Source organism: Gordonia sp. NPDC003504, from assembly GCF_053587995.1.
Window position 1 is genome coordinate 20,266 of record NZ_JBSFPC010000008.1, and the last position, 13,908, is coordinate 34,173.

Genomic DNA, 13,908 nt, shown 5'->3' on the forward strand with positions numbered 1-13,908 from the left:
CGGCGAGGTCACAGGAGTTGACGCAACCGCGCCGCCATCTGTGACCACTGCCAGTTCTCCTCGACGAAAATCCTTCCCTGCCTGCCCATCTCGGCAGCGGCGACCGGATCGGAGAGGATACCGATGAGCGCGAGCGCCACACCGGCCACGTCGGTGCCGTCGACGACGGTGCCGGTGACGCCTTCCCGAACGGTTTCCGGTGCGCCGCCGGAGAGCCCCGCGACCACGGGCACCCCGGTGGCCGACGCCTCGAGGTAGACGATGCCCAACCCCTCCACGTCGAGTCCGCCGGCGCGCGTCCGCGACGGCATCGCGAAGACGTCGGCAATCGTGTGGTAGGCGGCGAGATCGGCGGCGGGAACCGACCCGGTGAAGATCACATGCTCGGCCACCCCCTCCTCCCGGGCGATCTCGTGCAATCGGTCGGCGTAGGGTCCGCCGCCGACGATGACGAGGACCGCGTCGTCGATCTCCGACCGGATCAGCGGTAACGCCCGGATCAGCACGTCCTGCCCCTTGCGGGGTACCAGACGCGACAGGCAGAGCACGGTGCGACGGTCACCGAGACCCAGATCTCTCCGAATCCGTTGCCGCGCCGCCGCATCCGGCGCGAACCGCTCGATGTCCACACCGGGTGGGAGGTACTCCAGGCAGGCCTGCGGACCGAACGCCGACGCGAAACGTCCACGCGTGTAGCGACTGACGAAGGTGACGGTGTCGGTGTGAGTCCCGATGTACCGCAACACACTTCGTGCCCCGGGCAGCATCGACCAGCCGACCTCGTGACCGTGGGTGCAGGCGATCGCCCGGCTCGCCCCGGCCTTGCGAAGATGTCCGGCGAGCATCGCGAGCGGCGCGGCGGCCCCGAACCACACCGTCGAGATGCCTTCCTCCCGAATGATCTTCGCCGCCCGTCGGGCCACGAACGGCGTCGGCAACATCAGGGTGGTGGGATGCCGATAGACCCGATACGGCACCGACGCGTCGAAGTCGACGTGGCTGTTCCCCCGCCACCGCGGTGCATACACCACCACATTCTCCGGATCGAGCCGATCCACGAGATTCTGCAGATACGACTGGATACCCCCCTGACGGGGCGGGAAGTCATTGGTCACCAACAGGGTTCGGTGCGTCACCACCTCACCATACGGTGATCAGATCACGATGGTCACCGGAGTTCACGGGTCAGCCACGCACGCCACTGTCCGACCAGTGTGTCGCGCGGAATCCCCAGTGTCGCCGCGATCGCCGCATCCTGGCGGGCCTGTTCCCCGCTCGCGGCGACACCGACGTAGAGCGACTTGAGTTTCTCCTCGCCGAAGCGTCCGGCGACGAACGCCGCCATCGACCACGCGGTTTGATACGCCAGGCGTGAGGCGTCGCTGCCCACCGCGAACTGCTCATCGGCGGGCAGACCGGCCGGTGTCCGGCCGGACCGTACCGCGGCCGCGAGGTCAGGGGCGGCATCTTCGAGGCGCGTGTAGGTTCCCTTGCGCCCCACGTACTCCGGGACGCCTTCGGTGATCCACATCGGGGCGGTGGGGGCCGTCTGCGCCCGTGTCGCGACGTGGGTGAGTTCGTGGCGCAGGACCACCTCCAGCGCGGGATCGGGGAGGTCGGCAACCTCGGGGGTGAGGACGATCCGCTGTCCGGTGGCACTGGCCGCGGACAGATCGAGATGTGCATAGATGGTGGCCGCTGCGGCACCGGTGTCCGAGGCGGTCCCGGCCAACGCCTGGAACTCGTCGTCGGTGGCGGTGGTGACGACCACCGCGCGGCGTGGCCAGCGCGGTCCCCACCAGGCGGTCACCGCGCGCACCGCGCCCGGCAGCAATCGGCCGACACGCTCGACGAGGGGGCCGGTGTCCGGGTAGGAGCCGATCACCGAGGTGCCACCGAGTGTGGGAACATCGGATGCCGCCAGCCCCGGCACGTTCCACAGCTGGGTCGGTGGCGCGGGCTCGCCGACCAGCGTGGCGTCGCCGACCACCTTCCAGTCATCGCCATAGCGCGCGACGACGAGCTGGGTGGTGACGACCACCGGGTCCTCGTCGATCCCGGGATTCGCCGCACCGCCGAGCGCACTGTGGATCTCCACCGGGGCCACCCAGTCGTCGGCACTCCCCTGTTCGTCAAGCCGTTGCCGGACATCGGCGTCCACCTGCGTCTCGGCTTCCTCGGTGGGTGCCGGCTGGTAGCGAAAGTCCCTGAGCACCAAACGGGTTCCGCGGGGTGGGCGAGCCGGACCGGCGCGGAACACCGCCGCCGACAGGTTGGCCTGCACGGTGTGCAGGCCGGCGCGGAACGCGGGCGTCGCCGAGGAATCGACGAGCGCATCGAGATCGGCGGGGGTGCCGTCGGTCAGGACCCGTGACAGTGAGGTGAGCAGGTCCCGCACGCCGGCGGTCCGCTGTTCCAGATAGATGTTCGTCGTGGTCTGCGATGTCGTCGGCGATGCCCCCGGACTCGACGGCGACGTCGTCGACGATTCACCCCCGCACGCCGACAACCCCAGTGCGACAACGATGATGACGATCACGCACAGCAACGCGGGATGGCGGATCGTTCCGCGACGGCGATCGGCGCGGCGACGGGTCACGTCGGAACTACTCAGTACCGACGACCGGCGTTGAACGGCCCGGCGTCGTCGATCGGCACGACCTTCACCGGAACCCCGAAAGTCGAGGCGTGAATCACGTAGCCGTCGCCCACGTACATCCCGACGTGGTGGGCGTCGGAGTAATAGATGATGAGGTCGCCGGGCTGCAGGTCCTGCCGCGCCACGGCCGTCCCCGAGGCCATCTGCGCCTCACTGGAACGCGGCAGCGTCTTGCCGGCCTGCTTGTACGCCCAGACCATCAGTCCCGAACAGTCGAACGAGTTGGGACCGGTGGCACCCCACACATACGGATCGCCGATGCGCGTCAGCGCGGCCTGTACGGCCACCAGCGCCGGGGAGGTGCCCCGCGGGATCGCGGCCGGGTCGAAGTCGAATCGGGGGCCGGCCAACGCGGCGAGTTGCTTGCCGGTCATCGACTGATAAATGACCCGGATCTGCGCCGCCTGCAACTGCAGTTCGGCCTGACGCTTCTGCAGGTCACCACGGACCCGCTCGGCCTCGGTGACGGCCTGGGTGGCCGTTGCCGCGGTGGCGTTGGCCTCGTCGCGGGCCGACACCGTCTGCGCCCGGGTCTTCTTCAGTGTCGCGAGTTGGGCCGCGGTCTGCCTGGAGACCATTTCCAGCCCCGACATCTGATCGAGCAGGGACTGCGGCGAATCGCTGGTCAGCACCGCGTAGAGCCGATTGGAGCGGCCACCCATATAGCTGACCCGGATCAGCGAGTCGAAGCGCTGCTGCACCGACGACAACGTCGCCTCGGACCGATCCAAGGTCGTCTGGGCTGCGGCGGCCGCCTGGCGGGACTGTACGACGATGCGTCGCTGCTTGTCGTACTCGATCTGGGCGTTGTGCATGGCCTCGGCCGACTTCTCGGCCTCCTGGCTCAGCGCACGGTACCGGGTCAGCAACTGATCGGCGGTCTGCGGTTGCGCGGCGGCCTCCGGCACACCGACCAACCCACCGAGCTGCGCAATGGCGATCATGACCGCCGCGAGGGCGGTCGTGAGGACCCATCGGGTCGATCCCCTCACGCCGCTCGTCGATCCCGCTCTCACGGTTGTCACCACACTCCCTTGCTACCCCGTCGCTCGGCCACATCCCGATAGGTGGACGTCATCCCCCGCCGACGACAGGCTCGGGCGAACCGCGCTATGCGCGATCCGCCCGATACATGTTCACACGTCCCACCGGTACGTGGACTCAGTACCGCCGAACTCCCACCAGCGACCACTCCTTGACCGATGCCTTCTGCACCGGCACCCCGTAGGTCGAGGCGTGGATGAACTGGCCGTTGCCGATGTAGAGACCCGCGTGACCGCCACCGTTGAAGATGAGGACGTCGCCGGGCTGGGCGTCGGCGTAGTTCACCGCACGGCCACCGCCGAGCTGACCGTAGCTGTCACGCGGAAGGGTCTTCCCGGCCTGCTGGTAGGACCAGTAGACGAGACCCGAGCAGTCGAAAGCGTTGGGTCCGGCTGCGCCGTAGCTGTACGGGGCGCCGATCTTGGTTTCCGCGGCCTGGACAGCCTTCTGTCCCGCGGTCAGCTGCGGGGTGATGATTCCGCCGCCGCCGGGCCGGAACTGGCTGGGAACCTGGTTCTGGTCGACGCCGGGCAGCGTGAACTTCCCCAGGTTCGGGATCTCGATGGTGGCGCTGGGCGCCGGAGCCGGTGCGGCCAGGGCCGGACCGGCGGCGACAGCAAGCGAGCCGACGGTCAACGAGCCCGCGATCATCGCCTTCTTGGCGACGCCTCCGCGATTCGGCTGTTCCAAACGATGTTTGGCCACGAAAGAGGTTCTCCTTTTGTTCTCCCCTGACCGCCTACCGAGTTAGCTGTCGGGTTCGGGCCGAGAGAATGGCCCTACACACCCGGGCACAGGCGTGCCCAGGGCGCGATTCACCCCAATTCGGATTGCTCCGAAAACGTGTGGTTCCCCGGTTCGCCCATCGGGCGATTGAGCGGTGATCTCCGCAGACCACTTCTGTTGAAGTAGGACGCTCCGCGAAGGTCTCGGAAAGGTTACGAAATCGGATGCGTGTCTGTCCACTAGGGGACAAAGGGCCCTAGCCGCCCGGAAAATCACCCCGCGCGCAGAATCGTCAATCCCGGCCGCGAATCAGGCCCGCACGCTGGGCCGATGCCCGCCCTTGCCGATCGTGCAGCCTCAGTGCTCGCCATCGAAGCAGCCGTGAACGCATCGATGGCCGAACCGATCTCGGCGTCGGCGATCGCGTGCCCGCCGCCCCCGTTCATCGCCACCAGAACCGACCCGTCCTCGCTGGTCGCAGGGGTGATGAGGACGTTCATCATGCAGCCGTCACACGCGGTGCGGCGACCTGGACAACTACTGCAGTCGATGTACATCTGTGATCTCCATCTCATTTGCGGTCTCTGGCCGTGTCGACGCCGGATTCCCCACGCGGACACCCCGAGTCATGCCTCGGGGGTCATGTCTCGGGAGCCACGTCTCGCGTGACGCCGATGCGCCGTGCGATCCGCCATCGGGAACACACGCTAGAGATGACCACCGACAGTTTTCGCCGACGCCGAGGTCGACGACGACGTCGGCCCGCGGGAGACCGCCCTTGTCGGTGGTGCGAACTAGTGTTCGCGCCGTGGTGGGAGATCCCGTTCAGCTGTCCTTCGCCGACCTGATGACCGCGGCCGGCCGCGGCGGCGATGATGTGGCCGCCGACCCGACCTTCGGCGAGGAGTCCCTGTTCGACACGACGTTCGTGGTCGTGGACCTCGAGACGACCGGCGGTGATCCCGCCCGCGACGCGATCACCGAGATCGGGGCGGTCAAGGTCCGCGGCGGCGAGGTGATCGGGGAGTTCGCCACCCTGGTCGATCCCGAGCGGTCGATCCCACCCAAGATCGTCGCGCTGACCGGGATCACCGAGGCGATGGTCTACGACGCCCCGCGTATCCCCGAGGTGCTGTCGTCCTTCATCGAGTTCGCCCGCGGGTGCCTCCTGGTCGCGCACAACGCGCGCTTCGACACCGGCTTCCTCCGGCACAACGCCACCCGCCTCGGGCGGGAGTGGCCGTTTGTCACCAGCCTGTGCACCGTCCGACTGGCACGTCGCGTCCTCACCCGCGACGAGGCACCGACAGTGCGGCTGGGTGCGCTGGCGGAGTTGTTCGACGTATCGGTCCGGCCCACACACCGGGCCCTCGACGACGCGCGCGCCACCGTGGAGGTGCTCCATCACCTCCTCGAGCGAATCGGGAATCAGGGCGTCCGCACCTACGGCGACCTGACGGCCTACCTGCCGCGCGGAAACCCTCGGCTGCGGGCCAAACGGCATCTGGCCGACGCCCTCCCCGCCCGGCCCGGCGTGTACCTGTTTCGCGGACCCTCTGATGAGGTCCTCTATGTCGGGACCGCGACCGATCTGCGCCGGCGGGTGATGTCGTACTTCACCGGTTCGGACCCGCGGGCCCGGATCGGCGAGATGGTCTCGTTGGCCACCCGGGTCGATCACGTCGAGTGCGCCCACGCGCTGGAGGCGGGAGTGCGCGAGTTGCGACTCATCGCCGCCCACACGCCGGCCTACAACCGGCGGTCGACGCAGCCGCACCGCGGCTGGTGGATCACGCTGACAGCGGAGCGCTTTCCGCGGTTACAGATCAGCCGCACCGCCACCGAGAATGCGGTCGGTCCGATCCCCAACCGCACCCGCGCATCCGAGCTCGCCGAGCTGATGTCCCGGGCATCGGGCCTGCGCACCTGTCGGACGCGGCTGCCCGCGTCCGCCGGCCACCACTGGTGCCGAACCGCCGCCGACGGTGGCGACCTCATCGGCGGGTGTGCGGCGGCATCCGAGGGCCCCCTGACCCTGCCGGACTACCTGCCCCGGGTGCAGGCCGCACACGACCTGATGACCGGCCACACCGTGGCCCTGCTGGATTCGATGGTGGCCGAACTCGACCGGCTCACCGAGGCCCAGATGTTCGAAACCGCCGCGCGGCACCGTGATCGGGTCGCCGCGACCATCGAGGTGTTGGCGCGCACCCAGCGCCTGGCGTCGCTGTGCCGCGTCGCCGAGATCGTCGTCGCCCGACCCGACGACGCCCGCGGGTGGGAGCTGGCGGTGATCCGGCACGGTCGACTCGCGTCGGCCGGCATCGCCCGACGCGGGGTGGCCCCGATGCCGGTGATCGACATGCTCACCGCATCGGCGGAGACGGTCATTCCCGCCGACGGTCCCTTGATGGGGGCCTCGCCCGAGGAGGCCGCCCTGCTCTACCGGTGGATCAGCGAACCGGGGGCCCGCATCGTCACCACCAGTGAGCCGCTGTGGCTACCCGCCGGTTCCGCGGAGGGCCGCACGAGGTGGGCGGCGTGTGCCCGGCATGCCGCGGAATCCGGTGGCCGTCGGCGGTCGCGTCCCGTGGCCGCCCGGACCCCGGTGCCGGGGTCGCCGGTACGCCGGGCGGCGTCACCGACGACCGGAGCCATCCCGGCACCACCGGCGGCGGCGCTCCCGAACACCGATGCCCCCCGGAGCACTGACGGGTTCCCAGAAATGCTGATGGGCGGAAACAGCGACCGGCTGGAACACTAGGCTGATCCCCATGATCACCGCCATCGTCTTGATCCACGCCGATGTTCATCAGATCCCGGAGACGGCGCAGGCCGTCGCGGACATCGCCGGAGTCGCCGAAGTGTATTCGTGCGCGGGCGATGTGGATCTGATCGCCAAGATCAAGGTGCGCGACCACGCCGAGATCGCCGATGTGGTGACGGGACGGATCAATCGGCTGCCGGGGGTCACCCACACCGCCACCCACATCGCGTTCCGCAGTTACTCCAGTTCCGAGGTCGAGGGCGGGTTCTCCATCGGCGAGGAGTGATCGTCTCCGGGTGCGCGTGAGCCCACCGACCCCGGGCTCGCCCTACTACTTCTGCGCGAGTTCGACGGACAGTGTGGCCCAGCGATCCAGCAGCGCGGCTGCCGCACCCGAATCGATCGTCTCGGCCGACCGCGCGATCGCCTGCGCCATCGCGCCCCGCAGCCCGGCATCGTCGAAGGGTTCGGTCATCTCCGCCGACACGATCGCACCCGCCGCGTTCAGCAGGACGGCGTCTCGGACCGGTCCGCGCTCACCGGCGAACAACTCGCGGGCGATCCCGGCGTTGACGGTGGCGTCGCCGCCCTGCAACGCCGACAGTTCGACGAAGTCGATGCCCAACTCCCGCGGATCGAGGGTCAGTTGGATCACGCGCCCACCGACGACCTGCCACACCGTGGATGTGGTGGTCGTGGTCAGTTCGTCGAGCCCGTCGTCGCCACGCACCACGAGCACCGTCGCATCGCGTTCGGCGAACGCCTGGGCGAGGACCCCGGCGAGATCGGCGAACGCACATCCGATGAGTCCGCGGCTCGGCCGCGCCGGGTTGGTGAGCGGCCCGAGCACATTGAAGACCGTGGGGATGCCGATCTCGCGCCGCGGCGGACCGGTGAATCGGAAGGCCGGATGGAACACCGGCGCAAAGCAGAATCCGATGCCGATCTCGTCGACACACCGGGCCACCTGATCCGCGCCGAGTCCGATGGTCACCCCGAGCGCCTCGAGGACGTCGGCCCCACCACTCTTCGACGATGCCGCGCGGTTGCCGTGTTTGACCACCGCGACCCCGGCGGCGGCGATGACGATGGCGGTCATCGTCGAGATGTTCACGGTGTGGGAGCGATCGCCGCCCGTACCGACCACGTCGATGGCCGGTCGCGTCACGTGCACGGGCACGGCGTGCTCGAGCATCGCCGCGGCCAGCCCCCGCAACTCCGCGGGTGCGGCGCCCTTCATCTTGACGCCTACACCGAACGCCGCGATCTGTGCTCCGGTCGCGCCGTCGGTCATGATCTCGTTCATCGCCCACGCCGCCTCGTCGGCGCTCAGATCGATGCCGTCGGTGACCCGGCCGAGAATCTGCGGCCACGTGTGGGTTTGCGCGCTTTTCACGTCAAGCACTCTATGGCATGTGCTCGGACACCCTCAGCGGGTCGCGGCAGGTGAGCGCATCTCGCTCGGTGAGCCAAATGCGTCGCGGGCAGCGGAGACGGTAATCCCCACCGGACCGAACCGACCGACCGGCCACACCCACCGACCGAATCGCCTACTGCCGCTGCAGCACCTGCCAACCGACCACCGTGCCGCCGTGTCGTGCACCGAGACTCGCCATCCGGGATCGCTCCTGGGACAGGTGCAGCGCGTCGAGCAACTGCGCACGCGCCAGGACCACGATCTCCGCCCCGGGGTGCACGACGACGTCGGCGGTGACCATCGCCAGATCGGCTGCGTCCGGCCGGGTTCGGGCGTAGCCGTCTTGCGCGGCCAGCGCCACGGCCTGCGGCACGCGGTCATGGGGCAGCACGACGAGGTGTCGCACCACCGCCTGCTCATCCGGTCGCCACGCCGACGCCTCGAGCACCGCCGAGCTCGACGCGGCGTCGTCCACCGAGGCGGCCACCACCACCAGATCGGCGGCGTCGATCCGCAGGCCCGGCGCCGGGCCGCGGCGACCGAATCGTGTTGCCATGCGCTGCAATCGGGTCGGCTCGATCGGACGCCCGTTGACGTCTCGCGGGCCGCTCGCGGCGTCGTCGTCGAATGAGTGGGTCATCCCTCGAGCAAACCACGTCCGGGCGCCCCCACGGACACGCCGAGGGGTCGGCGATGACATGCCCCGACCAGCGAGAAGAGAAAAAGTTCCGACCAATCTCGGACCCAAGTGGTCACCGCGTACTACGAACCGTCATACTTCACTCTGTGACTAGCGCTGTAGGTACCTCGGGAACGGCCATCACCGCGCGCGTGCACTCACTCAACCGCCCCAACATGGTGAGTGTCGGCACGATCGTGTGGCTGTCCAGTGAGCTGATGTTCTTCGCTGGCCTCTTCGCGATGTATTTCGTCGCGCGAGCCAATGCCAATCCGGAGCAGGGCTGGCCGCCGGAACCGACCGAGCTGAATCTCGCGCTCGCGATCCCGGTCACCACCGTCCTGATCCTGTCGTCGGTGACCTGCCAGATGGGCGTGTTCGCCGCCGAGCGTGGCGACGTCTTCGGCCTGCGGCGCTGGTATGTCCTCACCTTCCTGATGGGCGCCTTCTTCGTCTGCGGCCAGGGCTACGAGTACTACCACCTGGTGCACGAGGGAACGACGCTCTCCTCGAGCGCGTACGGCTCCGTCTTCTATATGGCGACCGGCTTCCACGGACTCCACGTGATCGGCGGTCTGGTGGCCTTCATCTTCCTGCTGATCCGCACCAAGCTGTCGAAATTCACCCCCGCGCAGGCAACCGCGGCGATCGTCGTGTCGTATTACTGGCACTTCGTCGACATCGTGTGGATCGCCCTGTTCGTCACGATCTACTTCATCCGATGATCCGCCGAGTCGACGGTCGTCGAGAAGACTCCGATCTTCACGCGGGATGACCCCGCACAGCCCAGAGTCCGTCCGCTAGTAGAGAGACCAAGATGAGTTCATCTCCACCGCGATCGTCGGATAGCGACGCAGCAGACGCCGTCGACACGGTCGCGTCGTCGACTCCGTCGCCGACCGCGGCACGCAAGGCGAAATCGCGACGCAAGCTGCGTCGGCGTGCCAGCGGCACGCTCCTGCTGCTCGCCGGCCTGTTCATGGCCGGCATGATTGCGTCGCTGCTGACACCGAAGCCGCAGGTCGCCACCGCCGACGTCGACAACGCCGCGCTGATCTCGGCCGGCAAGCAGCTGTACGAGACCTCGTGTGTGACCTGCCACGGCGCCAACCTCCAGGGTGTGCCCGACCGCGGTCCGTCGCTGCTCGGTGTCGGTGACGCCGCCGTGTACTTCCAGGTGTCCTCCGGTCGTATGCCCGCCGCTCGCGGTGAGGCCCAGGCGCTGCGCAAGCCGCCGAAGTTCACCACGGCGCAGATCGACCAGCTCGGTGCATTCGTGCAGTCGCAGGGCGGTGGCCCGACCGTGATGTACGAGCACAACCCGGACGGTTCGATCAAAACCGAGAACGGCGTGCGCGTCATCGCACAGGAATCGCTGCGCGGTGACAACCTCGGCCAGGGTGGCGAATTGTTCCGCCTCAACTGCGCCTCCTGCCACAACTTCACCGGTCGTGGTGGTGCGTTGTCCGGCGGTAAGTTCGCTCCCCCGCTCGACGGCGTGAAGGAACAGCAGATCTACACGGCCATGCTGACCGGCCCGCAGAACATGCCGAAGTTCTCCAACCGCCAACTCTCGACGGAGGAGAAGGAGAACATCATCGGCTTCATCAAGTACGTCACCGAGTCCAAGCCGCAGGGTGGCTTCGGCATCGGCGGATTCGGCCCGGTCAGCGAGGGCATGGTGATGTGGTTTGTCGGTGTCGTGGCAATTGTTGCCGCCGCGATGTGGATGGGATCTCGAGCATGAGCGCCAGCGGCAAGGACGTCCCCACCAAGGACGAACTCGATCAGATGAGCAATGACGATCTCGTCAAGCTCGGCACCAACCTTGACGGGGTGGAGATCATCCACCGCGGCGAGCGCTATCCCGAGCCGGGCACCGGCGTCGAGAAGCGCGCCGAGCGGCAGGTCGCCATCTGGCTGACCATCGCCGGGATCTCGGCCGTGGCCTGCTTCGTGATCTTCTGCTTCAACCACTGGCAGTTCGTCATGCCCAACGAGCCGAATTACTGGTGGTACACCCTCAACACGCCGTTGCTGGGCATCACCTTCGGCCTGTCGATCCTCGCAATCGGCGTCGCCCTGGTGCTGATCACCAAGAAGTTCCTGCCGTCGGAGATCTCGGTGCAGGACCGTCACGACGGTCCGGGTTCCAGTGACGTCGACAAGGCGACCATCGTCGCCGAGCTCAAGGACACCGGGACCACCTCCACACTGGGTCGTCGCAAGATGATCATCGGCAGCGGCATCTTCGCCTTCGGTGCTCTGGCACTCACCGGCACCGTCGCCGCGCTCGGCGGGTTCATCAAGAATCCGTGGGCCAAGCGTGACGACGCACCGCTGTGGAACTCCGGTTGGTCGCCGATCTACAACTCCAAGACCGACCCGAACGAGACGGTGTTCCTGCGCCGCGACGTCGGTGATCCGCTGCGGGTGGCCCTGGTGCGTCCCGAGGATCTGGACTCGGGCGCGATGGAGACCGTCTTCCCGTGGCGCGTGTCCGACGGTCTCGGTGAGACCGAAGAGTCCCGCCACAAGCTGATCTGGGGTCTGCGTTACGTCAGCAACCCGGTGATGTTGATCCGTCTGCGTCCCGCCGACGCCGTCAGCGTGATCAAGCGCAAGGGGCAGGAGAGCTTCAACTACGGCGATTACTTCGCCTACACGAAGGTCTGCAGCCACCTCGGATGCCCGACGTCGCTCTACGAGCAGCGCACCAACCGCATCCTCTGCCCGTGCCACCAGTCGCAGTTCAATGCTCTCGACTCCGCCAAGCCGGTCTTCGGTCCCGCGGCCCGGGCGCTGGCGCAGCTGCCGATCACGGTGAATGATCAGGGCTATATGGTCGCCAACGCCGCCATCAACCGCGGCAACTACATCGAACCCGTCGGACCGGCATTCTGGGAGCGTGACTCATGACCATCGCCGACCGCATGGCAACGCAGGCCGAAGAGGTCGACTCGCGGTATCACCTCGCCGCGGGCATGCGTCGCCAGATCAACAAGGTCTTCCCGACGCACTGGTCGTTCCTGCTCGGTGAGGTCGCGCTCTACAGCTTCATCATCCTGCTGCTGTCGGGTGTGTACCTGACCCTGTTCTTCGACCCGTCGATGAGTGAGGTCATCTACCAGGGCGACTACGAACCCCTCAAGGGCGTGATGATGACGCGCGCCTACGAGACGACGCTGAACATCTCGTTCGAGGTGCGTGGCGGCTTGTTCGTCCGGCAGATCCATCACTGGGCGGCCCTGCTGTTCGCCGCGTCGATCATCATCCACATGGCGCGCATCTTCTTCACCGGTGCGTTCCGCCGGCCCCGTGAGGCCAACTGGATCATCGGCTGCCTGCTGCTGATCCTGGCGATGTTCGAGGGATTCTTCGGCTACTCACTGCCCGACGACCTGCTCTCCGGCACCGGCGTCCGCGCCGCCATGAGTGGCATCGTGCTCGGTCTTCCGTTGGTGGGCACCTGGATTCACTGGGCGTTGTTCGGTGGCCAGTTCCCCGGCGAGATCATCATCCCGCGCCTGTACGTGCTGCATATCCTGCTGTTCCCGGGCATCATCCTGGCGCTGATCGGTGCTCACCTGGCCCTGGTCTGGTACCAGAAGCACACCCAGTTCCCCGGCCCCGGCCGCACCGAGAAGAACGTCGTCGGCGTGCGCATCATGCCGGTGTTCGCCGCCAAGGGTGGCGCGATGTTCGCGATGGTCACCGGCATCCTGGCGATCATGGCCGGTATCTTCCAGATCAACCCGGTGTGGGTTCTCGGCCCGTACAACCCGGCGCAGGTCTCGGCAGGTTCACAGCCCGACATCTACATGATGTGGACCGACGGTCTGGTACGTCTGATACCCGCGTGGGAACTCTATCTGGGCCACTACACAATTCCGTCGGTGTTCTGGACGGTCGTGGTCATCACGCTCATGTTCGTCGGGATGTTCGCCTACCCGTGGATCGAGAAGCGCCTGACCGGCGACGATGCGCACCACAATCTGTTGCAGCGTCCGCGTGACACCCCGGTCCGCACCGGTATCGGAGCGATGGCGTTCTCCTTCTACATCCTGCTCACGCTGATGTGTATGAACGACATCATCGCGTTGAAGTTCCATGTCTCCGTCAACGCGGTCACCTGGTTCGGGCGTATCGGCATGATCGTCATTCCGCCACTCGCCTACTTCATCGCCTACCGGTGGGCACTGGCGTTGCAACGCAGCGACCGTGCGGTGCTGGCCCACGGCATCGAGACCGGCATCATCAAGCGCCTGCCGCAGGGCGAGTACATCGAACTGCATCAGCCGCTCGGCCCGGTCGACAGCCATGGTCACCCGATCCCGTTGCCGTACGAGGGCGCCGCGGTCCCGAAGCGGATGAACAAGCTCGGTTCCGCCGGTGCACCGGGCACGGGTTCGATCCTGACGGCCGATCCGCCGGAGCAGCAGAGCCGCAACATCGCCCACGAGCACGAGCAGGAAATCGCCGAGACCAAGGCCCTGCGCGAACTCCAGGCCAAGGGCGGCAATCCGCTCGAGGACTAGTCCAGGGCGAGAATCGCGCCCGCACAATCGAATACCGAGGTCCCCGCTGGGACGCCCACCTGCTACAGGTACATCCGG

The 13,908-nt window shown here is 67.4% G+C and carries 12 protein-coding genes and 1 riboswitch; of the genes, 6 read left to right on the top strand and 6 right to left on the bottom strand.

Features of this window, described 5'->3' with window-relative positions:
* Positions 1 to 8: 8 nt before the first annotated feature.
* From ACWDPV_RS15475 to ACWDPV_RS15490, 4 genes are all read right to left on the bottom strand, one after another.
* Entirely contained in the window at positions 9 to 1,136 is a 1,128-nt protein-coding gene (locus ACWDPV_RS15475; RefSeq protein WP_449743713.1) for a glycosyltransferase family 4 protein, read from the bottom strand.
* Positions 1,137 to 1,168: 32 nt separating this feature from the next.
* Entirely contained in the window at positions 1,169 to 2,599 is a 1,431-nt protein-coding gene (locus ACWDPV_RS15480; RefSeq protein WP_449743714.1) for a hypothetical protein, read from the bottom strand.
* 11 nt (positions 2,600 to 2,610) lie between these two features.
* Positions 2,611 to 3,687: an NlpC/P60 family protein gene (locus ACWDPV_RS15485; protein ID WP_449743715.1), complete on the bottom strand. Its 1,077-nt coding sequence runs from the start codon at positions 3,685 to 3,687 to the stop codon at positions 2,611 to 2,613.
* Positions 3,688 to 3,820: 133 nt separating this feature from the next.
* Entirely contained in the window at positions 3,821 to 4,408 is a 588-nt protein-coding gene (locus tag ACWDPV_RS15490) for a C40 family peptidase (protein ID WP_348804115.1), read from the bottom strand.
* Positions 4,409 to 4,424: 16 nt separating this feature from the next.
* Positions 4,425 to 4,593: riboswitch (cyclic di-AMP (ydaO/yuaA leader) on the bottom strand.
* 644 nt (positions 4,594 to 5,237) lie between these two features.
* Here ACWDPV_RS15490 and ACWDPV_RS15495 point away from each other — a divergent pair.
* Positions 5,238 to 7,193: a DEDD exonuclease domain-containing protein gene (locus tag ACWDPV_RS15495; protein WP_449743716.1), complete on the top strand. Its 1,956-nt coding sequence runs from the start codon at positions 5,238 to 5,240 to the stop codon at positions 7,191 to 7,193.
* A 10-nt stretch (positions 7,194 to 7,203) separates the two neighbouring features.
* Positions 7,204 to 7,482, top strand: a complete 279-nt coding sequence (locus ACWDPV_RS15500; protein ID WP_348804118.1) for an Lrp/AsnC family transcriptional regulator — start codon at positions 7,204 to 7,206, stop codon at positions 7,480 to 7,482.
* Positions 7,483 to 7,527: 45 nt separating this feature from the next.
* On the opposite strand, the gene trpD is transcribed toward ACWDPV_RS15500, so the two are convergent.
* Together trpD and ACWDPV_RS15510 are read right to left on the bottom strand one after the other, a co-directional pair.
* Positions 7,528 to 8,592 carry an anthranilate phosphoribosyltransferase gene (gene trpD / locus ACWDPV_RS15505; protein ID WP_449743717.1) on the bottom strand — a complete coding sequence of 355 codons (1,065 nt, stop codon included), beginning with the start codon at positions 8,590 to 8,592 and terminating at the stop codon, positions 7,528 to 7,530.
* A 154-nt stretch (positions 8,593 to 8,746) separates the two neighbouring features.
* Positions 8,747 to 9,253: a hypothetical protein gene (locus ACWDPV_RS15510; protein WP_449743718.1), complete on the bottom strand. Its 507-nt coding sequence runs from the start codon at positions 9,251 to 9,253 to the stop codon at positions 8,747 to 8,749.
* A gap of 146 nt (positions 9,254 to 9,399) precedes the next feature.
* Here ACWDPV_RS15510 and ctaE point away from each other — a divergent pair, with 146 nt between their 5' ends.
* The 4 genes from ctaE to qcrB all read left to right on the top strand — a co-directional run bounded on the left by ctaE (position 9,400) and on the right by qcrB (position 13,830).
* On the top strand, positions 9,400 to 10,017 hold the full coding sequence (gene ctaE / locus ACWDPV_RS15515) for an aa3-type cytochrome oxidase subunit III (RefSeq protein ID WP_348804121.1): 618 nt from the start codon (positions 9,400 to 9,402) through the stop codon (positions 10,015 to 10,017).
* Between the two features lie 92 nt (positions 10,018 to 10,109).
* A complete protein-coding gene (gene qcrC, locus ACWDPV_RS15520) occupies positions 10,110 to 11,039 on the top strand; it encodes a cytochrome bc1 complex diheme cytochrome c subunit (protein ID WP_449743719.1) in 930 nt (309 codons plus the stop codon).
* Positions 11,036 to 12,211, top strand: coding sequence for a cytochrome bc1 complex Rieske iron-sulfur subunit (gene qcrA, locus ACWDPV_RS15525; RefSeq protein WP_348804123.1), 1,176 nt, complete (start codon positions 11,036 to 11,038; stop codon positions 12,209 to 12,211). Before qcrC ends, qcrA begins: the two co-directional genes overlap by 4 nt.
* Positions 12,208 to 13,830 carry a cytochrome bc1 complex cytochrome b subunit gene (gene qcrB, locus ACWDPV_RS15530; protein WP_348804124.1) on the top strand — a complete coding sequence of 541 codons (1,623 nt, stop codon included), beginning with the start codon at positions 12,208 to 12,210 and terminating at the stop codon, positions 13,828 to 13,830. Before qcrA ends, qcrB begins: the two co-directional genes overlap by 4 nt.
* Positions 13,831 to 13,908: the final 78 nt, after the last annotated feature.